Annotated in this window: 17 protein-coding genes and 3 pseudogenes (1 of these 20 only partly in view); 7 read left to right on the top strand and 13 right to left on the bottom strand. The window is 56.7% G+C overall.

Annotated features, from left to right (window positions below):
- The 3 genes from AC0L7U_RS11540 to purU all read right to left on the bottom strand — a co-directional run.
- Nucleotides 1-487, bottom strand: the 5' portion of a protein-coding gene (locus AC0L7U_RS11540; RefSeq protein WP_473690832.1) for an energy-coupling factor transporter transmembrane component T family protein. 191 nt of this gene lie to the left of the window's left edge; the window shows 487 of its 678 coding nt (coding positions 1-487); it begins with the start codon at nucleotides 485-487; its stop codon lies off the left edge, out of view.
- Nucleotides 484-1320, bottom strand: coding sequence for an energy-coupling factor ABC transporter ATP-binding protein (locus tag AC0L7U_RS11535; RefSeq protein WP_473690830.1), 837 nt, complete (start codon nucleotides 1318-1320; stop codon nucleotides 484-486). The genes AC0L7U_RS11540 and AC0L7U_RS11535 overlap by 4 nt, the downstream gene beginning before the upstream one ends.
- Before the next feature lie 114 nt (nucleotides 1321-1434).
- Entirely contained in the window at nucleotides 1435-2316 is an 882-nt protein-coding gene (purU, locus tag AC0L7U_RS11530; RefSeq protein WP_473690829.1) for a formyltetrahydrofolate deformylase, read from the bottom strand.
- A 324-nt stretch (nucleotides 2317-2640) separates the two neighbouring features.
- On the opposite strand from purU, the gene AC0L7U_RS11525 reads away from it, so the two are divergent.
- Nucleotides 2641-3183 carry a YcbK family protein gene (locus AC0L7U_RS11525; protein ID WP_473690827.1) on the top strand — a complete coding sequence of 181 codons (543 nt, stop codon included), beginning with the start codon at nucleotides 2641-2643 and terminating at the stop codon, nucleotides 3181-3183.
- Here AC0L7U_RS11525 and AC0L7U_RS11520 read toward each other — a convergent pair.
- A complete protein-coding gene (locus AC0L7U_RS11520) occupies nucleotides 3125-3514 on the bottom strand; it encodes an ArsC family reductase (RefSeq protein WP_473690825.1) in 390 nt (129 codons plus the stop codon). The two genes, AC0L7U_RS11525 and AC0L7U_RS11520, sit on opposite strands and share 59 nt — an antisense overlap.
- Nucleotides 3515-4001: 487 nt before the next feature.
- Here AC0L7U_RS11520 and AC0L7U_RS11515 point away from each other — a divergent pair, with 487 nt between their 5' ends.
- The 5 genes and pseudogenes from AC0L7U_RS11515 to AC0L7U_RS11495 all read left to right on the top strand — a co-directional run bounded on the left by AC0L7U_RS11515 (nucleotide 4002) and on the right by AC0L7U_RS11495 (nucleotide 9549).
- Complete coding sequence (locus tag AC0L7U_RS11515; RefSeq protein WP_473690823.1) at nucleotides 4002-5816, top strand: HAD family hydrolase; 1815 nt, start codon at nucleotides 4002-4004, stop codon at nucleotides 5814-5816.
- Nucleotides 5800-7557 (top strand): annotated as a pseudogene (locus AC0L7U_RS11510) (IlvD/Edd family dehydratase); the annotation flags it as partial. The gene AC0L7U_RS11515 and the pseudogene AC0L7U_RS11510, both read left to right, overlap by 17 nt.
- Before the next feature lie 223 nt (nucleotides 7558-7780).
- Nucleotides 7781-8062 carry an SCP2 sterol-binding domain-containing protein gene (locus tag AC0L7U_RS11505; RefSeq protein ID WP_473690821.1) on the top strand — a complete coding sequence of 94 codons (282 nt, stop codon included), beginning with the start codon at nucleotides 7781-7783 and terminating at the stop codon, nucleotides 8060-8062.
- 177 nt (nucleotides 8063-8239) lie between these two features.
- Complete coding sequence (locus tag AC0L7U_RS11500) at nucleotides 8240-9079, top strand: isocitrate lyase/PEP mutase family protein (protein ID WP_473690820.1); 840 nt, start codon at nucleotides 8240-8242, stop codon at nucleotides 9077-9079.
- On the top strand, nucleotides 9079-9549 hold the full coding sequence (locus AC0L7U_RS11495) for a GNAT family N-acetyltransferase (RefSeq protein ID WP_473690818.1): 471 nt from the start codon (nucleotides 9079-9081) through the stop codon (nucleotides 9547-9549). The genes AC0L7U_RS11500 and AC0L7U_RS11495 overlap by 1 nt, the downstream gene beginning before the upstream one ends.
- A gap of 60 nt (nucleotides 9550-9609) precedes the next feature.
- Here AC0L7U_RS11495 and AC0L7U_RS11490 read toward each other — a convergent pair.
- The 9 genes and pseudogenes from AC0L7U_RS11490 to rsmI all read right to left on the bottom strand — a co-directional run bounded on the left by AC0L7U_RS11490 (nucleotide 9610) and on the right by rsmI (nucleotide 18381).
- A pseudogene (locus AC0L7U_RS11490) lies at nucleotides 9610-11012 on the bottom strand (TRAP transporter large permease).
- 10 nt (nucleotides 11013-11022) lie between these two features.
- Nucleotides 11023-11643 (bottom strand): TRAP transporter small permease, encoded by a 621-nt coding sequence (locus AC0L7U_RS11485; protein ID WP_473690816.1) that lies wholly within the window; start codon nucleotides 11641-11643, stop codon nucleotides 11023-11025.
- Nucleotides 11644-11816: 173 nt separating this feature from the next.
- A complete protein-coding gene (locus AC0L7U_RS11480) occupies nucleotides 11817-12818 on the bottom strand; it encodes a TRAP transporter substrate-binding protein (RefSeq protein WP_473690814.1) in 1002 nt (333 codons plus the stop codon).
- A 348-nt stretch (nucleotides 12819-13166) separates the two neighbouring features.
- Nucleotides 13167-14270 (bottom strand): annotated as a pseudogene (modC, locus tag AC0L7U_RS11475) (molybdenum ABC transporter ATP-binding protein).
- The gene (gene modB, locus AC0L7U_RS11470) at nucleotides 14267-14974 is read right to left on the bottom strand and encodes a molybdate ABC transporter permease subunit (protein ID WP_473690812.1); all 708 of its coding nucleotides are present in this window, start codon (nucleotides 14972-14974) and stop codon (nucleotides 14267-14269) included. Before modB ends, modC begins: the two are co-directional and overlap by 4 nt.
- A 51-nt stretch (nucleotides 14975-15025) precedes the next feature.
- Nucleotides 15026-15814 carry a molybdate ABC transporter substrate-binding protein gene (gene modA, locus AC0L7U_RS11465; RefSeq protein WP_473690810.1) on the bottom strand — a complete coding sequence of 263 codons (789 nt, stop codon included), beginning with the start codon at nucleotides 15812-15814 and terminating at the stop codon, nucleotides 15026-15028.
- A gap of 200 nt (nucleotides 15815-16014) precedes the next feature.
- A complete protein-coding gene (gshB, locus tag AC0L7U_RS11460; RefSeq protein ID WP_473690808.1) occupies nucleotides 16015-16959 on the bottom strand; it encodes a glutathione synthase in 945 nt (314 codons plus the stop codon).
- Between the two features lie 108 nt (nucleotides 16960-17067).
- Nucleotides 17068-17454, bottom strand: a complete 387-nt coding sequence (locus tag AC0L7U_RS11455) for a YraN family protein (RefSeq protein WP_473690806.1) — start codon at nucleotides 17452-17454, stop codon at nucleotides 17068-17070.
- 9 nt (nucleotides 17455-17463) lie between these two features.
- On the bottom strand, nucleotides 17464-18381 hold the full coding sequence (gene rsmI / locus AC0L7U_RS11450; RefSeq protein WP_473690804.1) for a 16S rRNA (cytidine(1402)-2'-O)-methyltransferase: 918 nt from the start codon (nucleotides 18379-18381) through the stop codon (nucleotides 17464-17466).
- Nucleotides 18382-18802: 421 nt separating this feature from the next.
- Here rsmI and AC0L7U_RS11445 point away from each other — a divergent pair, with 421 nt between their 5' ends.
- Nucleotides 18803-20026 carry a penicillin-binding protein activator gene (locus AC0L7U_RS11445; protein ID WP_473690803.1) on the top strand — a complete coding sequence of 408 codons (1224 nt, stop codon included), beginning with the start codon at nucleotides 18803-18805 and terminating at the stop codon, nucleotides 20024-20026.
- The last annotated feature ends 1 nt before the right edge of the window (nucleotide 20027 follow it).

The following is a 20027-nucleotide window of genomic DNA, read 5'->3' as shown; positions in this document are numbered from 1 at the left end:
GCGCCTGGTAAGCTTCCTGTAGATCGGTCAGGACCGAAACCAGCACAGGCGCGAAGCGCAGAACCAATGACATGGCGAGCGCCAGTTTGCGCGACGAGCCGCCAAACAAACGTACCGGAGAGAAAAGCGGTTCCAGCGCGCTTAACATCTCGTCCATGCGGGTGGTCAAGGACACGAGGTTCGCCAACCCCACCAGCGCAAACAGCCGCAGTGCCATGGCCGCGCCCAGCGCCCAAGCCCCGAAGACCGCATGCAGCAGGAAGACGCCTATCAGCATCCACCACAGCGAGCGAAGTTGCCAAAGGCTTTTCAAGCCTCGAGATCCCAGCGAACCATAGCAGACGATTGTCCCCGCCGCACATGCAGCCAGCGGCAAGACCCCGTGCAAAGGAAACACTGCGAGAGTTGTGACGGCTAGCCCTCCCAGCTTGAGGGCGGCAGGCAGACGATGCAGCCAACTTTGCCCGGGCAAATACATCGAGATCATGCGTCGACTGCCAAGGTTGCGATATTGGCACGTGACTTTATGTCGGCACGGTACCTGTCCAGAATCTCGGCTGGCACGCCATCGGCGCGTACCTGTCCATCTTCAAACCAAATAACCCGATCAAAGGTCTCAAGAAGCTCCAGGTGATGAGTCGCCATCACCACCTGCTGATCCAGCGAGTTGATCTTGAGAAGAATGCTTTGAGAGGCCAGGGCATCGAGACTGGCGGTCGGCTCATCCAGCAACAACAAGCGCGGACGCATGACAAGAACCGCCAACAGACAGACGAGCTGTTTCTGCCCCCCGGACAATTCAGGAAAAGGCCGTTCGAACAGATGCGCAACGCGGTGCTGATCGAGAAATTGCCGCGCCTCGTCGCGTGCGGTTTTCGCATCATGCCCCAACTGGGTGAGTCCGAAGGCGATCTCCTCTCCCACGGTGGGAAAGATTGCCTGATGATCGGGATTTTGAAAAACAAAGCCGACATATCGCGGCAGATCCGCCGTAACCTGCACAACCTCGGCCCCGAAGACATGAATCTGGCCCGCGTGAGCCTGCCGCAATCCATTAAAAAGGCGCAGGAAGCTGCTCTTACCCGAGCCATTCAGACCAATGATGCCAACACGCTTTTCCTGCAGGGAGAGTGAAACATCGCGCAGGATGGCCCTATCGCTCAGGTGCAACGACACGTTCTCGAACCGTGCATAGGGAAGAACATCCGGGTCTAGCGGCTGGTCCTGTGCCTCCCCAAGCGCCTGCCCCCGCCGCGCCCAGCCAAGACGACCGGCAAGACGTCGCATAAGAGACGTCCGGTCCGGATCTGGCTCAGTCATGACGCTGTCCTCTCAAGGGGCAAACTCCTACAGGCAGGGCGCAATAATCTGCAGAGACCGGGCTGACATAGACAGGCCAAACGGATTTGGACCTGAAAACCGCCTCGCACGCCGTTACTGCGTAAAGACAATCGTCTTGTTACCGACAATCATGACACGGTTCTCAACGTGGTATTTCACAGCCCGTGCAAGAACACGGGATTCAATATCACGCCCGCGAGCAACAAAGTCATCAGCAGACAGGGAGTGGCTGACACGCTCTGCATCCTGCTCAATGATCGGACCCTCATCCAGATCCGGTGTCACGTAATGGGCCGTCGCGCCAATCATCTTCACTCCGCGCTGATGCGCCTGCTGATAAGGTTTGGCCCCCTTGAAGCTTGGCAAAAATGAGTGATGAATGTTGATGATACGACCAAAAAGGCGACTGGAGAACGTATCCGACAACACCTGCATATACCGCGCCAGAACGATGAGGTCGGCACCGGTTTCCTTGAACAAGTGCACGAGCTTTTCTTCCTGCTCGCGCTTGTTCTCCTTGTTCACTGCCCAGTGATGATAGGGGATGCCTTCGATTTCTGCAGTCGCCGCACTGTCCGGGTGGTTGGACACGATGGCCACCACCTCGGCGTCCATCCAGCCAACACGGATCTGATACAACAGATGGTGCAAGGCGTGATCAAACCGCGACACCATGATGATAATCCTGGGGCGTTCGGACATATCCCAGATGTGAAGCTTCATGTCGAAACGCGATTCCGCCGCTCCAAGAAGCTTGTGCAAGCTCTCAACGCTGGTCTCTGCCGGTGCCAAAAAGGCAATGCGCAGGAAGAACTGGTTGGTCACCTGATCCCAAAACTGATTGCTCTCGGCAATATTGGCACCAAGGTCAGCCAACTCTGTGGTGACGGCAGCAACAATTCCGGGCCTGTCTTCACAAGACAGTGTGAGCACAAAACGACGGGTCGACACCGGGAGTTCTCCTGACTTCTGCATATAAGGCGGCAGAAGTACCGCAAACGACAAGCCCCGACCAGCCCTTTAGGGTGCGGACTTATAAATGTGCTTTGAATGGCGTCTAAAGTACAAAGAACTGCAGGGAAGTCGGCGAAGAGCAGGCTATGGCCCGGTTGAACCGCCTGACGCAGACGGATCACCACGATATGGCCAAGGCCTCAAATACGCTCCATCACGCTCAAGCGTTAACCAAGTTTTTCATGACAATTTTAACCAAAGCCGCGCACTCTGGCGAAACAGGCCTCGTGCAAGCGCGGTCTTCCGTTTTTCGTCCGAAAGTTTTGCGTCAGGACGCTCACTCACATGCAGTCTACCCTCAGATCCATCACCCTGCTCACTCTGCTGGCTCTTCCGCTGGCCGGATGTGGAACCGTTGCCGGCGTCACAGGTCTTGGCTGGATGACACCTTCGGCCCGAAACATCACCTATAACGACACGAAATGGTGCGTACCGCGCAAGCTGAAGCATGTGCTAAACCGTGTCGCCCACCGGTATGGCCATGTCACGGTGACCTCAACGAAGCGTTGGTGGCTGGAGAACTGGTGGAAAGGCGGCGCCGGCAGCTCCTATCACCTGAATTGTCAGGCTGTGGACTTCGACGTAAGAGCAAATCCAAGCTCAGTTGTGCGCTTCCTGAAGCAGCAACCCGAAGTCGGTGGTTACAAATATTACCGCGACGGGCATTTCCATATAGACACAGGCCCACGCCGTACCTTGGTGACGGTGGCAAAGCCACAAGCGACTAGACCGGGACGAGAACGGCGGCCATCCAACCACACCGGGGCCCTTACCTCAGTTCGCCAGTCTCCAAAGCCATTTCCCAGGCGACCGCGTCAAACCCAATGAGATTGCGGCCTTCCGATTCCACGATCGGGCGTTTGATCATGGACGGCTCCTGACACATCATATTGATGGCGCTTTCAGCGTCCACAACCGTGTCTTTCAAATCATCATCCAGCTTGCGCCACGTAGTGCCGCGCTTGTTGAGAACCGTGTCCCAACCGAACTCCTTCACGAAAGCGCGCAACTTGTCCTCATCGACGCCTTCCTTCTTATAGTCGTGAAACTCATAGTCGACGTTGGCTTCCTCAAGAAACTTCCGCGCTTTCTTGACCGTGTCACAATTTCGAATGCCATAGACGTTCATTTTGCGCTCCGCTGCATAGTCTTCAGACATGCGCAATGTGCCTGCCCACGGCGCCAATTCAAGCCCCGTTTGGCAAAGGCCGGGGAAAAAGCCGGACTATGGCATTTACACAGCATGGCGAATGCCGCCGCACAGGGTTGACTAAAATTCTTTTCTGTCAATGTCTTGAGAGAGATGACCGCACCCGTGTCGGTCTCTCTGGCACCAACAAAAATGGGAGGGGGCGAACCCCCTCCCACTTGAAAATTTTAAAAAATGATACTTTGATAAACCCAGCCCCTAAAATCTGCGGGCACCTCAATTAACGCAGGGGAAGGATAACCAATTTTCTCACTGTTTTAAACCCCTAATTGTCAAAAAAATCAGCTCCCGCAAAAAGAGTTTGAAACCGCCTTATTCTTGGCTGACGGTTGCGCTTCAAGCATGAATGCGCGAGGCACCCTTCAGATCATCAGAAACTGTGCTCAGCGGTCACATCCTGTAGCTTTCATCCTCAAATGCAGTCACATTGAACTCCATGCCTGTTTTTCGTATCAAGTTCTTCGATCGCATTCTCCCCCTCATCAGCCTGTTGCTGGTTCTGGTGCCCGCGTTGGAAACGCTGACCCGGCTTGTGCCGCATATGCCGCAATTGCTGTCCCCCGAAAGCATAGCCGGTTTCAGCGGTGCAGCGTGGTGCCTGTCGGCAGTTTCGGTGATTCATGCGCTGGTCACCTATGGTGCCATGCGCCGTTCCTATCTGTGTCTGAATGTTCTGGCGCTGACGATCTCTGCGGTCTTGGTTGTGGCTGCGGCTTTGCTGGTCCGACAGGCAGGACTTCGGCTTGATGACATCCTGGCAATGCCGCTGACCGCAGCCCTTCTGGTGCTGGCGCGAACCTTGTCTTTCAAACAGCAACGACTGAGCGAAATTCAGGAACGACCCGAAAAGCGTATTTTCTTGCAGATGATTGCCGTGTTCCTGGTTGCCGGCATCACCTTTGGGGTCTGGTTTGCCCTGTCGGGGGGCGTGGTGGCGACGGCCATCAGCGCTGGCATGTGCGCGCTTTTGCTGGGTTGGCCCCATATTCCTGAGGTGTTCAACAGCGTGGTGACGGCACGCCTTGCGCAATTGGTACGCAAAAAGAACATTGAAACACCGGACATCGCCGCGCTGCCCGCCCTGCACGAAGCAGAAGTGATCGCGATTGACCGCACCGCCTTATTTGACAGCGCCATTCCCGTGGTAACCGACGTCAAGGCCTTCGATAATCGCCCCGATGCACTGCTGTCGGTCGCGGCAACGGTCGAGGCGTCTGCGCGTCACCCGATTGCCCGTGCCATTCGCCAGATTGCACAAGACTGGAAAGTCCCGATTGGCACACCTGACGAAAGCGAGGAGGCGCCGGGACTTGGCATCGTCGCCATGATCGGCGGTCAACCTGTGGCTATTGGTAATCGCGATCTCATGAAGGCGATGAACATCGACTTCTTCACCGCCAACTCCTTGTGTCGCACCATGGAGAGCGAGGGCAAGACCTGTCTTTTCGTGGCAGTAAAGGGCCGCGCCGTCGGTGTGATCGGCATTATGGGAGCGGTACAGGAAAACACGCCATCCAACCTGATCCAGATCCGGACCAAGGGTCTCGACACTGTGCTTATCACCGGGGCGCCGGAGCCGACTGCGCAAGCCTTCGCGCAATCGTTGGCATTTCAGCGGTTCGTGGCAAACGTGCGCCAGAATGAGCGCATGCCCGCCGCTATCAAGCTCACTCAGGATAAGCGCGGCCTGTTCCTCACCGCCAGCCATACGCCGCATGGCCGCCTTGTGCTTCAGGATCTGTCTGCCACAGAACGTCATCAAAGCCCCATAGCTGTGTTTCCGGATGTCCATCTGGAGACATTTGTCGAGCTGCTCTACCTCGTTAGCCGCAGCGCAAGGTTGGGCCGGTATCAACGCCGACTGCAATTTTCTCTGTCGCTGGTGGCAGCAGTAATCGGCGCGACAAGCTTCGTTCCGCTGGCGGGTCTGCCGATTGTATTGATCGCCGGTAGTCTCATTGCCTTGGTCTGTTGCGTCGCGCCTTTAAACGCGCCTGTTTGTCTTCGCGCTAGTCCTTTTCCTCGAGGTACGAAGACGGGCAATGGCTGCCACCCCCGGCAATGGCAGGTCTGTTTTCCCGCAAGGCCTGTGCGGCTCGAATTTCAAAAAGTCATACTTTACAGCGACCCAAATGAGTGCTTTCTACAGAGGCAGGAGGCGCGAAACGCCTTGTTAGCGAGAGGGAGATCACCATGGCCGATCAAAAGGCCCCCAAGCTGCGTTCGTCAGCACTTGGTTCAACAATCCTGACAACCCCGGAATGACGGCGCTTTATATTGAGCGCTATCTCAATTACGGCCTGACGCGCGAAGAGCTGCAATCCGGAAAACCGATCATCGGTATTGCCCAGACCGGCTCCGATCTGTCTCCCTGCAACCGACATCACCTGGAACTGGCCAATCGCGTCCGCGAAGGCATCCGGGAAGCTGGCGGTATTGCTTTCGAATTTCCGGTCCATCCGATTCAGGAAACAGGCAAACGCCCGACGGCCACGCTGGACCGCAACCTTGCCTATCTGGGCCTGGTCGAATTGCTGTACGGCTATCCGATTGACGGTGTCGTGCTGACCATTGGTTGCGACAAGACCACACCGGCCTGCCTGATGGCTGCAGCTACCGTGAACATTCCCGCCATCGCCTTGTCAGTCGGCCCAATGCTGAATGGCTGGCACAAGGGCGAACGCACCGGGTCCGGCACCATCGTGTGGAAGGCTCGTCAGATGCTTGCCGCTGGCGAGATCGACTATGAAGGCTTCATGGACCTTGTGGCCTCATCCGCACCGTCTGTTGGCTATTGCAACACCATGGGCACGGCGACGACAATGAATTCTTTGGCCGAAGCACTTGGCATGGAACTGCCCGGCGGCGCGGCCATCCCTGCGCCCTACCGCGAGCGGGCACAGAACGCTTATGCCACTGGTCTGCGGATTGTCGACATGGTCGAACAGGACATCAAACCGTCCGACATCATGACGCGCGAAGCCTTTGAAAATGCTATTGTCATCAACTCGGCAATTGGCGGGTCAACCAATGCGCCAATCCATTTGAACGGCATCGCCCGTCATCTGGGCGTCGAATTGAACAATGACGACTGGCAGACCCACGGTTACGAAATCCCTCTGCTGGTCAATTTGCAACCAGCCGGCGCCTATCTGGGCGAAGATTACTTCCATGCTGGCGGCGTTCCGGCCGTCGTTGCAGAACTGATGCGCCACAAGGCATTGCCAAATCCGGACGCCGTAACGGTCAACGGTCGCTCGATTGGCGAAAACTGCGAAGGCATCACAACTGATCTCCCGGATGTCATCCGCTCTTACGAGACGGCTCTGGTAGACAAGGCAGGGTTTCTTAACCTCAGTGGCAATCTGTTTGACAGCGCCATCATGAAGACAAGCGTGATCTCGGAAGAGTTCCACAATCGCTACCTGAGCAATCCGGAAGATCCCAATGCCTTTGAAGGTCGCGCCGTCGTCTTTGAAGGCCCTGAGGACTATCACCACAACATCGACAATCCGGACCTGAAAATCGACGAGCATTGCATGCTCTTTATCCGCGGAACCGGACCGATCGGTTATCCCGGCGGGGCGGAAGTTGTGAACATGCAGCCACCAACAGCGCTGATCAAGCGGGGTATCACAGCTCTTCCCTGCATTGGCGACGGTCGCCAGTCAGGCACGTCCGGGTCGCCGTCGATCCTCAATGCTTCGCCGGAAGCCGCCGCCATGGGGGGGCTTGCGTTGATCCAGACCGGTGACCGGGTGCGTATTGATCTGAACAAATGCACGGCGAACATTCTGATCTCGAACGATGATCTGGCCCAGCGCCGCAAGGATCTGGAAGCCAAAGGCGGCTTTGCCTATCCCGAAAGTCAGACGCCCTGGCAGGAAATTCAGCGCTCTATGATCGACCAATTTGATAAGGGAATGGTGCTGAAACCTGCCGTCAAATATCAGGACGTCGCACACAAGGGCATTCCGCGCGACAACCACTAAGCCTGATCGGCGCGGTCGGGAATCTCCCCTGCGCCCATCACCCCGCAAGCCGGTGAGGCGGACGGGTCAAAATCGATGAGATTGGGGTCGGGACATTATCTCGGCCCTTTTTTTGCGCAAAATCCCTGCAACACGCTTTCGTTATTGTTACCTCATCTGCATTTTTGACGCATAACATAGGCAGTAAAGGCCAAGATGCCTGTCCTCTCAAGGAGATCCGAGAATGAGCCTGGAACAACTGACCGAAAAAGTCCGCAACAAGATTGTCGATAGCGGGATCAATGACACAGTGAAGTTCGATTGTGGCGACACCGGTGTTATCCTGGCGCAAGGGGCACAGGTGAGCAACGCAGATGCGCCTGCCGATTGCACCATCGCCATTACCCCCGAGAACCTGAACGCACTGCTGGACGGTGATCTGAACCCGACCGCCGCCTTCATGACAGGCAAAATCAAAGTGGAAGGCGATATGTCTGTCGCCATGAAACTGGGCAGCATCCTCTAAGCAAGCGGTCAACGCGCGCAACCTCTTGTTGACCTTGTCACAAGCATTTGCGGGCCGATACCCCGTGGCGGGCTGTTTTTCGCTTCATCTGGGCAACGAAAGCGACCTAGTGTCGTTTTGACCGGAGCGGGGGGGACATCACGTTCTGTTTTCTACAGATCTTTCTGGAGGCTGATCATGGCTACCATCGAAGCTCGTCGTCAACGTTTCTCCGCCATGCACAAAGAGCGCAATGCCTTTGTGCTGCCCAATCCCTTTGATGTGGGATCAGCTCATATCCTTGCAGGACTGAGGTTCGAAGCGCTGGCCACCACCAGCGCCGGACTGGCCTTTTCGCATGGCCTCAAAGATGCGGAAGGCATGGTAAGCCGAGAGACGGCCATCGACCATGCCCGGCTCTTGCTGAATGCAACAACACTGCCGATCAGCGCCGATCTCGAAAATGGCTTCGGCGATACCGTGCAAGATGTTGAAGACACGGTGCGCGCTGCCATCGACGCAGGTCTCAGCGGCTGCTCAATCGAAGACTTCACTCCGGATCCCGTCACGCCCTACTACAATCTTGATCATGCGATCACCCGGATTGAGGCTGCCGTTCGCGTCAAGCAGGAGATGGCGCCCGACTTCGTTCTGACAGCACGCAGCGAAGCGCCAATCACCTCTGATCACAGTCTGAAGACCACTGTTGAGAGATTGAAAGCCTTCGAAGCGGTTGGTGCCGATTGCGTATATGCCCCGGCACTTGAAACGCGCGCCCAGATCGAACAGGCCTTAAGCGTGCTCGACGGTCCGCTCAATATTTTGGCTGGACGCCCAGGATTTTCAATGACTCAAAAGGAATTGGCGGATCTTGGTGTCGCCAGAATATCTGTCGGCTCTGGACTGGCACGTCTGGCCTATGGCGCCTTCACCCAAGCCGCCAAGTTGGTCAAGGACGGTGGCAATTTTTCCGCCTTCCATGATCCGGACACCATGACCGCTTTCGACGACCTTCTGACAGGGCAAAAAGAAGTCTGATGTCTTCGACCCTACGGCGTGCCACGCTCGACGACATTGAGGCTGTTACAGCCCTAGCCCATCTGGCCTATAAGCCCTGGGTCGCCGTCATGGGCATGTTGCCCCAGCCCATGGAACGCGATTATTCCACATTTCTTGCCAATGATGAGATCTGGGTGACAACCACGCAAAAAGACGGCGTCCCATCCGGATCGCTCGTTCTGGTTACAGGCCATGATCATTTGCTTATCTGGAGCGTGGCCGTGCATCCGCAGGCACAGGGAACCGGACTCGGAGGCGCTCTGCTTGACCTCGCCATCGCCCGGGCTCAGATCCTGGAAAAGCCAGAGATCCGGCTCTTCACCAATGTGCTGATGGCATCCAACCTGATCTGGTATGAACGGCTTGGATTTCGCCGCACAGGCGAGAAACATCTCAACGGACGCCATGTCATTCTCATGAGCCTTGAAACGCCAACCGCCACCGCATGATGTCATACGGTGGCGGTTGAATGTGTTTCTCTGAGACCGACCATCCCTGATGTTTAAGTGTCAGCGATTGGTGATCAGCTCTGGTCCCATCAGACTATAGGGCAGCCAGGTGGACAAGCCCGGAACATAAGTGACCAGGATAAGGAACAGGAACAGGATCATCACGAAGGGGGCTGCCGCTCGCACCACCTGCACCAGACTCATCCCCGTGATCCCTGAGGTCACAAAGAGATTGAGGCCAATGGGAGGGGTGATCATTCCAATTTCCATGTTCACCACCATGATGATGCCAAGGTGGATCGGGTCAACGCCAAGCTGCATGGCAATCGGAAAGACCACCGGCGCGACGATGAGCAGCAAGCCCGACGGCTCCATGAACTGCCCCCCAACAGCAGCAGCAGATTAATGGCAATCAGGAATGTGAACCAGTTGAAGCCTGCACCGATCATCCAATCGGTGATGGCCTGCGGGATGCGCTCGGATGTGAGCACATGTGCGAAGAGCAGCGCATTGACGATGATGAACATTAACATGATCGTCGTCTTCGCAGCATCCACCAGCACCTTCTTGGTGTCGGCGTGGAAGCAACCGGGAATAAAATACACCACCGTCAGAACACTATTGCGGCCAATGGCGGAAATAATGCTTTCACCGGGCTTGCGCATCGGCACGTCTTTCAAGGGGCCCATGTCGCGGTAAATGAAGATGGCGATGAAAAACGCATAGACCGCAGCCACAGACGCAGCTTCCGTCGGTGTAAACACGCCGCCATAAATGCCGCCCAGAATGATGACGATCAGCAGCAGACCGAACCCCGCCTCTCCTGCGGCACGCAGAATTTCGCGAACACCAGCAAAGGGCTGGCTCGGCATTTTCTTGATGCGGGCATTGATATAGATGGCAATCATCAGCATCAATCCGGCCACAGCACCGGGAATAACCCCGGTCAGGAACATGCGCCCGACCGACACGTCGGTGGCCGCGGCATAGACAACCATGACGATGGACGGGGGAATAAGAATGCCCAATGTGCCTGCATTGGCAATCACACCTGCCGCAAACTCCTTGCTGTAGCCGACCTCACGCATGCCCGCGATGGCAATGGTGCCGATGGCGACAACCGTGGCCGGAGACGAGCCAGACAGCGCGGCAAACAACATGCAGGAGAACACGGCCGCAATCGCCAGACCGCCGCGAATGTGACCGATACAGGCAACCGCAAACCGAATGATGCGTCGGGCAACGCCTCCCGTCGACATGAAGGCCGATGCCAGAATGAAGAAAGGGATCGCCAACAGGGTGTAGTTCTGCGACGCCGTGAAGAGTTGCAGTGCGACGGAAGAGATCGAGTCATTCGAGAAAAAAGCAATGGCCAGCACGCTGGACAGGCCAAGTGAAATGGCAATCGGCACCCCGAGAAACAACAGGGTGATCACCATGACGAAGAGAATACCAGCTTCCATGATCCCGCCTTCAGTCCTTCAGTGCGTCTTTGTTTTCAGCAACCAGGTCTTCCGCTTCGTGAGCGGCAATGACCATTTCCCGTTGACCTGTCAGGATCTGCCAAATGGCCTGAAGGGCGCGAAACGCGAGCAACAGCAAGCCGACCGGCAGGATGAGGTAGGCCAGCCAGCGATGTACACGTTCACGTATACCCAAGGATTCGCTGATGAATTTCGGATAGCGAAGATCATCAAGACCGATGCCGATCTTGTACATCTTCTGCCAGTAATCGAGCGCACCGCCCCGGGTATTCAGTCCAAACCAGTGCAACCAGGTGGAATCAAACAGGATCAGCGCATAGGCAAGCGTACACAACGCACCGAAAACCGCCAACGCACGAAAGACGGGCTTTGGAAACAATCGGACAACCGCATCAACACCCAGATGCGATCCGTTCTTGATGCCATAACTCATGCCAAACAAGATGAGCCAAGCAAACAGGATCCGGGTAAATTCCAACGCTCCGGTCCAGCCCGAGTTGAAGCCGTAGCGCGCCACCACTTGAACGAAGGACGTGAGGGTCATGGCCGCCAGCAGGAAGGCAAGCACACCCTCCTCGAAGCGAGTCACCCAACTGTCAATGCGCTGCATATCCAAACTTCCGTGATTGAGAGCTGGTCGGCATTGCCGCGCGCAGCCCCGTTACTCTGCAACCGCCCCAAGAGGCCGCGCTCAAGAGCCGTCGAAAGGGACAGAGCCAATAACGGCTCTATCCCTTTCTGTCACATGTGTGCCCGCCTGCGAGATCAGACGGCACCAGCAGATCAGTTGTTCGAGGCCACGGCGGCATCGATCAGATCCTGACCGATATCGTCTTTAAACTGATCCCAAACCGGCTTCATCACATCAACCCAGGCCTGACGTTCTTCCGGCGACAGAGTCCTGATCTTGGAGCCTGCATCCTGAATGCGCTGACGGTTGGCAGCTTCCTGATCGACCACGGCCTTGTTCGCCGTTGCCGTGACTTCCTCGGTGATCTGAAGGAACTGCTTGCGCACGTCCGGATCCAGGCTGTCGAGAAATTCCTGCGATGTCACAAGAAGATAGGCAAGAAGCTGGTGGTTGGTTTCGGTGATGCCGTCCTGCACTTCGAAGAACTTCTGAGTGTAGATATTCGACCAGGTGTTTTCCTGTCCATCAACAACGCCTGTCTGCAATGCGCCATAAACTTCCTTGAAGGCTAGCTTCTGAGCATTGGCTTTCAGGGCTTCGATCATGGCAACCGCCACGTCAGACGTCTGCACACGGAACTTAAGGCCAGCGGCATCCGTCGGCTTGATCAAAGGCTTGTTGGCAGAAAACTGCTTCAGCCCGGAACTCCAGTAGCCAAGGCCCTGGAAGCCATAATCCGACATTGCGCCGAGCAACTCTTTGCCCTTGTCGCTGGTCGTGAACCTGGTAACGGCATCCAGATCCTTGAACAGGAACGGGAGGTCGAAAACCCGGTACTTCAGCGTGTAAGCTTCGAACTTAGACAGCGAAGGCGCTGCAAGCTGCACATCTCCCAGAAGCAGTGCTTCCATGACCTTGTCATCGTCAAACAACTGTGAGTTCGGATAGACCTGCATGCAGACCTTGCCGTTCATCTCCTCATTGACGCGCTTGGCCAGCAGCGTCGCAGCATCTCCCTTGGGGTGGCCGGTTGCAGCGACCACATGGCTGAACTTGATCACGGTTTCACCCGGATCGCAGGCACCTTCAGCGTGCGCGAACCCGGACAGTGCGAAAGTGGCTGCCGTCGCAGCGGCCAACAGGATCGTCTTCATATGAATTCCTCCCTACGATTGCTTTGGTCGCAATCGCCAACGTATCGTTCCCTCGCGGCTCGTCTTGGATGAAGAGGTCGCGCATTAAAGAAAACAGATTATATTTCAAATTGAAAACCTAAATTTGATTTCTAAATTTAATATGATCAAAAGGGGAATAGTAAAAATCACCTATAGCACTGTGCCAGAACGTTTTTTCACGAAACTTTACCTAGGGTTTATATGGATTTTTCAGTTTGCCATATTTGCCTCAAACATGTCTAAATGTTTCCATAGGCATGAAAAAACAAATAGATGTGATGTATCAGCTCATGGCAAACTGCACATCAAAGGCCGACTTCGCGATTTTCAGAGAGAGATTTCGGGACTTGTCCGCGATGGACCGGCCAGATCAAGTGAGACGCTCTTGATGAACATCACCACATCACGCCCTTCGCACAGAGCAAGGTCCGCGACTGAGGCGCGCGTGAGGCGCGCGCTTATGTGTTGTCCAGCAAGCGCGCAGACAACTTCGCAATACGGCCCCTCGGCGAAGGCGATCTGTGTCACCACCGCTCGCAGTTGATTGCGAATGCTGCTTTGGGGCAGAGTTGACGTCGCCAGCGACACATCACGAGCGCGGATCCACAACCGCACCGGATTGCCCGGTTCGCCTTCCAGACCCGGCACCTGAAAGATCTGGCCGTCTGCAAGCCCCACCCGTGTAAGGCCCCAGAACTTGTCTCGGGAAGACAACGTTCCCGTCAGCAAGTGACCTTTTTCCTCCACAGACCCTTCTGCTCGGTGCAGATGGTGCAAAACGTCTTCCACCGGACCGAACGCGCTGACCCGACCATCGCGGACCAGAACCAGTGTCTGAGCCAACCGCAGGATTTCCGCCATTGAATGGCTGACATAAAGGATCGGCTGGTTCGTTTCGCGGCACAGCCGTTCAAGATAGGGCAGAATGTCGTTCTTGCGATCCTGATCAAGCCCGGAAAGCGGCTCGTCCATCAGCAACAGGCGTGGCGACGACAACAGTGCTCGGCCAATGGCGACGCGCTGACGTTCCCCCCGGACAATGACCCGGGGCGACGTTCCAGCAGATGATCAATGCCCAGAAGCTGCACCACCTCATCAAGCGACCGCTCTGGCTGACGACGCCCAGCCCAGCGCGCGTAAGTCAGATTGGATTTGACACTCAAGTGCGGAAACAGTCTTGCGTCCTGAAACACTTGGCCAATGCGTCGCTTGCGCAAGGGGACGTTGATCTCGCTGTTGCGCGTCGAACAGAACCTCTCCGTCGACCACAAGTCGACCTGAGTGCGGGCGCAAAAGGCCTGCGATCATATTGACCGCGGTCGATTTCCCCGCGCCCGAAGGCCCGAAAAGCGCCGTTACACCAGAGCCGACCTTAAACTGAATGTCGATATCCAGCGTGCCGACACGACTGGTCAGAGACGCCTCGATCATCTCTCCCCTCCCTGCACGATACGGTTCAGTCGTCGCGCCCACAGCTCCGACAGCAACAGGGCCACCATCGCCACCAGAGCGGAAATCGCCGTGAGACGATAGGCCGCCAGATCGCCGTCCGGCTGCTGAATCGCCGTATAAAGCGCCAGGGACAAAGTGCGGGTTTCCCCGGGAATGTTGGAAACAAACGTCATGGTCGCACCGAATTCGCCCATTGCCTTGGCAAAGCCCAGCACGGCGCCACCGAGAATGCCTGGAATGGCCAGCGGCAGCGTTACCGCAAAAAAAGTCACCAGCCCATGCGCGCCGAGCGACCCTGACGCCTGCTCGAGTTTGGGATCAACAGCTTCAAAGGCCTGCCGGATCGGTCGCACAAGCAAGGGAAACGACATGAAGGCCGCCGCCAGGGCAGCGCCTTTCCAGTTGAAGGCGAACGAAAAACCGAAGACAGCGCTTAAAAACCGACCGCCGGGACCATGCGGGCCGAAAAACAAAAGCAGCAGAAACCCTGTCACCACAGGGGGCAGGACCAGTGGCATGTGGATGACAGCATTCAGCAGGCCATGACCCGGAAAACGCCACCGCGCCAAAGCAAAGGCTGCAAAAACCGCAAGCGGCAGCGAGCAGACGAGCGCCACCGCGGCCACCTGAAGCGTCAGCCGCAGGGCATCCCATTCGTCTGGTCTGAGCGTGAAGACGGTCACATCTACCTCTTTAAGTCACCGTCTTCATTGGCACCTTTCGGATGGCTCGTGTCAATGAGCGCTGGCAGGCACAAAGCCATTGTTCTCAAGAATTCCCTGAGCTTTCGGTCCCATCAGGAATTTCATGAACTTGGCGGCCGCTGGTCGAGCTTTCTTCGTCAAACCCGCCGGATAGACCACTTTCTTGTGCGTGTCGGCTGGAAACGTCCCGAGAATACGGACGCGCTTTTCGATATGTGCATCGGAGCCATAGACGATGCCAAGCGGGGCGTCGCCTCTGGCAACCGTGGCCAGGACGACCCGCACATTGTTCTGCTGCGCCAGTTTGCCTTTCAGTGCCGGCCACATTTGCGTCTTCATCAGAGCTTCGCGTGCATAGCGGCCGGCAGGCACCGACTTGACGTCCCCCACCGCGAGACGTCCCTGCGAGCCAAGGCGTTGCAGAAACGCATCCTTGGTCATGGCAATCGGCCGGGCCGAATCCGGACCGATCAGCACCAGACTGTTGCGGGCCATGATTTCAACCGACTTCGGATCAACCGCGCCTTTCTTGACGACATCACTCATCCAGGCCTGATCCGCTGACACGAAGACATCCGCAGGTGCTCCCGCCTCTATCTGGCGCGCAACCGTGCCACTGCTGGCAAAGGAAAACACCACATCAGTTCCGGTCTTCTGCTGGTACTGCTTCCCAATCTGCTGAAGCGCGTTGGTCATGCTGGCCGCCGCGAAAACCGTAATCTTGTCAGCGGCCTGGGCGGGTGCCGCAACGGACAGGCCGACGCACACCGGCATGATCAACGCGCAGGCTCGTGTCGTACCCTTGATCCATTTTCTCATCTCGATCACCTTTTTTGAAAGCATCTGCCTCAAGGGGTAATCACCATTCAGGGCACAAACAAGATCAGCAGCTATAACGGCTTGGTTTTTTGAATATTTGTCAAACGATCCAAACAGTTACCGCCCAGCGATCAGGTCAAAAAAGCCCCCGGTCCGTGTCCGGACCAGGGGCTGTCTTAAGGGCTTGATTGTGGCATGTGTCAGCCAGCTATCTTTTTCTCGACTGCATCCCAGACGATGGCAGCGATGTCATCGCCTCCCAGTTTCTTGACGGCACGAATGCCCGTTGGGGCTGTCACGTTGATTTCGGTCAGCTTGCCATCAATGACATCAATGCCGACGAGCAGCAGGCCACGGTCCTTCAGAGCCGGTCCAAGGCGAGCACAGATTTCGCGTTCCTTGTCGGTCAGCTCGGATTCAGTTGGCGCACCGCCGCGCACCATGTTGGAGCGAAGATCACCTGCCGCAGGCACACGATTGACGGCACCGGCAAATTCGCCGTCCACCAACAGAATACGCTTGTCGCCGTGTTTTACGTTCGGCAGAAACTGCTGAATGACCCAGGGCTCGCGGAAGGTTGCGGCAAAGAAATCATACAATGAGCCGTAGTTGAGATCATCTTCGGTAATACGGAACACCGCTGCACCGCCGTGACCAAAAAGCGGCTTCATGACGATGTCGCCATATTCAGCCCGGAAACGATCGATCTCGTCGCGATCGCGGGTGATGAGCGTCGGCGGCATGAGATCCGCGAACTCCGTCACGAACAGCTTTTCCGGCGCGTTGCGCACCTCTGCCGGATTGTTCACCACAAAGGTTTTCGGGTGCACCTTTTCCAGGATATGAGTTGCGGCAATATACGCCAGATCGAATGGCGGATCCTGACGCATCAGCACCACATCGACATCAGCCATATTGATGCGCTGTTTTTCGCCCAGCGTGAAATGATTGCCCGGCTCATCGCGCACTGTCACCGGCTCCAGCGCACAAAACACGTCATCACCGATCATAGCCAGGCGATCCGGCGTATAATGGAACAACTCGTGCCCGCGCGCCTGAGCTTCAAGCATCAGCGCAAAGGCACTGTCGCCAGCGATATTGATGGTGGAAATATGGTCCATCTGGACCGCGACCTTCAGGGCCATGGAAATTCTCCGCAAGTGCGCCTTGAGTTGTCGGAAATGAGAAAGGCGTTTCGCTCCTCATATGCGACCCGAAACCGTAAATGTCCAGAAGCAGACCTCAAACAGCCGTCACTGGCGCGGATCGAACGCTCGCACAATGTGTTCCGGCCAGTGCCAGGGACGCACGACAATGACGTCAAAACGCATGTCAAAGAAAACAGCCTTGGGGTGCGCACTGATGAAATGACGCGCCGCGTTGACAATGCGCTGCTGCGATTTTGGCGAGACCGCCAGCAAGGCATCTTCACGGCTCTGGCGCGCTTTCACCTCTATGAAGGCAAGGGTCTTGCCCCGCTTGGCAATGAGGTCGATTTCACCCACGCGTGTTTTGTACCGCCACTTGAGAATACGCCAGCCTTTGAGCCGGAGTGATGCCATCGCCAGCCCTTCCGCAATGTGCCCCCAACGATACGCCTGCGTCCTGAGGTGTTTGCGCTGGGTCTCATCGGGCTGCATGGCGGTGTGTCAGCCTTCGCTGTTGGCATCAGAGTCGCGAAGAGACAGGGCCATCTTGTACAGTTCGCCGCGATCTCGTCCCGTCTGCTTGGCCACCGTTTTGGCAGCTGCGCTGACCGGCATGGAGGCCAGCGCTTCACTCAACAGGGTTTCCGCATCAGCAGCGCTTGCCGCCTCATCTTCCGCTGGCGGTTCGACCAGTATAACAATTTCACCCTTGGGTGCATCCCCTGAAAAGGTTTCGATCAGTTCGGCAATCGTTCCGCGCTCAAATGTCTCGAAGCGCTTGGTCAACTCGCGCGCCACAACGGCCTGACGCGCGCCACCAAAGACCTTCTCCATTGACGTCAACGTTGCCGACAATCGGCGAGGACTGTCGTAAAAGATCAAGGTCGCCCGAATTTTGGCCAATTCCATCATGCGCGTTTCCTTGGCACCTGTTTTATGCGGCAGAAAGCCTGCAAACAGCACCGTGTCACTGGGCAAGCCCGAGGCGACCAGTCCGGCCAGCAAGGCCGAGGCGCCCGGAATCGGAAAGACGCGATGCCCTTCGGCCACCACATCGCGCACAAGCCGAAAGCCCGGGTCTGAAATCAGCGGCGTGCCGGCGTCAGAGACCAGCGCAATCACTTCGCCATTTTCCAGCGCGTCCAGCAATCTCGGACGTTGCTTGTCGGCATTATGCTCATGATAGGGGATCAGTTTGGCTTTCAGGCCAAACCGATGAACCAGAGTGCTGGTCACCCGCGTGTCTTCGCAGGCAATGACAGAAGCCGCCGCCAACACTTCCAGTGCCCGGACGGTGATGTCGCCAAGGTTTCCAATCGGCGTGGAGACGATATAAAGACCCGGCTCCTGACGCGGTGCAGAAAACGCATGTTCCGAAAGGATATAGCGTCGCTCCGAAGAGGTGGTTTCACTCGTCATGAGGCTGGTCCTGCTTTGTCGAGCACACCAGAGCCCAAGCGGGGGTGCGCCTTGAAATTCTGTACAGTTTGAGGCGCTGTCAAAGCACCATCTGGAGCCTGCGCACAAGGTGTGAACCCCAAAATGCGCTATAAATGGCGTTATAAAGCGTAAGAAGCCACCTGACGCAGAAAAATCTGCTCCGCCGATTTGAAAGCATTTATCGCTTCCCGCCCTAGCACAGGCCACACCGTAATCCGACCCGCAATCGAGAACACCTCAGTTTCTCCCGGCGAAACCGGGCGTTGCTCTGGACAGCGCCACGGCAAATCCGTAAGAGTTTGAGATGCTTTTCAAGGAGGCGAATGTGATCGGCACGGCTTGGCTCATCTCGCGGACTTGTTCCAAGTCCCGGACTTCACTCGGAAGATACGCTGCTCGCATGCAAAAAGCGATGGGCGGCCTGAGCCGCCGACAGGCGCTCGCCACTGGATTGCGCGCCGCGTTTGTGGGCGTCAGCGCCATGACTCTGGCAGGCTGTCTCAATTCCACGATGGGGTCCTATACGGACCAGTCGATTGCCCAGACACCTACCCCGCTTGCCACCGGCGAAGTCGTTGGATCCGGCAAGGTACGCGTGGCGTTGCTTTTGCCGAAATCCGGGCCATCGGCGCAGATCGCCACTGTCTTTGAAAATTCCGCCAAACTTGCCTTGAGCAATTTCCCGAATGCCGACATTCAGTTACTGGTCAAGGATACCGGAGGCACACAGGCTGGCGGTCAGGCTGCCGCTCAAGCTGCCGTCAACGATGGCGCGGAGTTGATCCTCGGACCGATCTTCTCGCAGGCTGTCGCGGGGGCCGCCACCGTTGCGCGCCCGGCCGGTGTGCCGATTGTCGCCTTCTCGACAGATTCCTCCGTCGCCCAGCGTGGGGTCTACCTACTATCCTTTCTGCCACAAAACGGCGTCAAACGCCTGATCGACTATGCGACAACGGAAAAGAAAAAGCGGTCCTTCGCCGCGATCATCCCCGATGGCAGCTATGGCACAATTGTGGAAGCAGCTTTCCGTCAGGAAGTCGGTGCCATGGGCGCGCGCTTGATGGACATCGAGCATTATTCTCTCAGTTCTGGCAACACTGCCGACCTGATGGCCAAGATCGACAGTCTTGCCGGCTCCCTAAAGAATGCTGATGCACTCTATATTCCGGCCGGCGGCGGCGTTGCCCCGCTGGTGGCGCAGACGCTGGCACAAAAGGGTGTCAATCTGGGCAATATCCAGCTTCTGGGCAGTGGGCAGTGGGACACATCCGACATGAAGCAGAACCCGATCGTCGCCAGCGGCCTGTATCCTGGCCCGGACAACAAGGGGTATCGCGGGTTTGCCCAGCGCTACCAGAGCACTTATAATTCTGTGCCGCCACGCAATGCGACACTTGCCTATGACGGCGTCACACTGGCGGCCGGGTTGGTGCGCTCCGCCGGGGCTAATCGGTTCTCCGAAAGCGTGCTGACCAACCGCGATGGTTTCATCGGCATCGACGGTCTCTTCCGCTTCAATCAGAATGGCGAAAACCAGCGCGGTCTTGCCATCTACCAGTTGACCGGCTCCGGATCTCGGGTTGTGTCACCTGCCCCGCGCAGCTTTACCGGCCCGCAAGGTTGAC

It is taken from the genome of Roseibium sp. 10G30-5 (genome assembly GCF_055809635.1).
This window is presented reverse-complemented; position numbering and strand designations above follow the sequence as displayed.

What these genes read in the sequence shown, in the direction of transcription:
- AC0L7U_RS11505 (WP_473690821.1), top strand. Translation starts at nt 7,781, where the DNA reads ATGAGCCTGGAACAACTGACCGAAAAAGTCCGCAACAAGATTGTCGAT.
- AC0L7U_RS11480 (WP_473690814.1), bottom strand. Translation starts at nt 12,818, where the DNA reads ATGAAGACGATCCTGTTGGCCGCTGCGACGGCAGCCACTTTCGCACTG.
- gshB (WP_473690808.1), bottom strand. Translation starts at nt 16,959, where the DNA reads ATGGCCCTGAAGGTCGCGGTCCAGATGGACCATATTTCCACCATCAAT.
- modA (WP_473690810.1), bottom strand. Translation starts at nt 15,814, where the DNA reads ATGAGAAAATGGATCAAGGGTACGACACGAGCCTGCGCGTTGATCATG.
- purU (WP_473690829.1), bottom strand. Translation starts at nt 2,316, where the DNA reads ATGCAGAAGTCAGGAGAACTCCCGGTGTCGACCCGTCGTTTTGTGCTC.
- AC0L7U_RS11485 (WP_473690816.1), bottom strand. Translation starts at nt 11,643, where the DNA reads ATGCAGCGCATTGACAGTTGGGTGACTCGCTTCGAGGAGGGTGTGCTT.
- rsmI (WP_473690804.1), bottom strand. Translation starts at nt 18,381, where the DNA reads ATGACGAGTGAAACCACCTCTTCGGAGCGACGCTATATCCTTTCGGAA.
- AC0L7U_RS11515 (WP_473690823.1), top strand. Translation starts at nt 4,002, where the DNA reads ATGCCTGTTTTTCGTATCAAGTTCTTCGATCGCATTCTCCCCCTCATC.
- AC0L7U_RS11500 (WP_473690820.1), top strand. Translation starts at nt 8,240, where the DNA reads ATGGCTACCATCGAAGCTCGTCGTCAACGTTTCTCCGCCATGCACAAA.
- AC0L7U_RS11445 (WP_473690803.1), top strand. Translation starts at nt 18,803, where the DNA reads ATGCAAAAAGCGATGGGCGGCCTGAGCCGCCGACAGGCGCTCGCCACT.
- AC0L7U_RS11535 (WP_473690830.1), bottom strand. Translation starts at nt 1,320, where the DNA reads ATGACTGAGCCAGATCCGGACCGGACGTCTCTTATGCGACGTCTTGCC.
- AC0L7U_RS11525 (WP_473690827.1), top strand. Translation starts at nt 2,641, where the DNA reads ATGCAGTCTACCCTCAGATCCATCACCCTGCTCACTCTGCTGGCTCTT.
- AC0L7U_RS11495 (WP_473690818.1), top strand. Translation starts at nt 9,079, where the DNA reads ATGTCTTCGACCCTACGGCGTGCCACGCTCGACGACATTGAGGCTGTT.
- AC0L7U_RS11455 (WP_473690806.1), bottom strand. Translation starts at nt 17,454, where the DNA reads ATGCAGCCCGATGAGACCCAGCGCAAACACCTCAGGACGCAGGCGTAT.
- AC0L7U_RS11520 (WP_473690825.1), bottom strand. Translation starts at nt 3,514, where the DNA reads ATGTCTGAAGACTATGCAGCGGAGCGCAAAATGAACGTCTATGGCATT.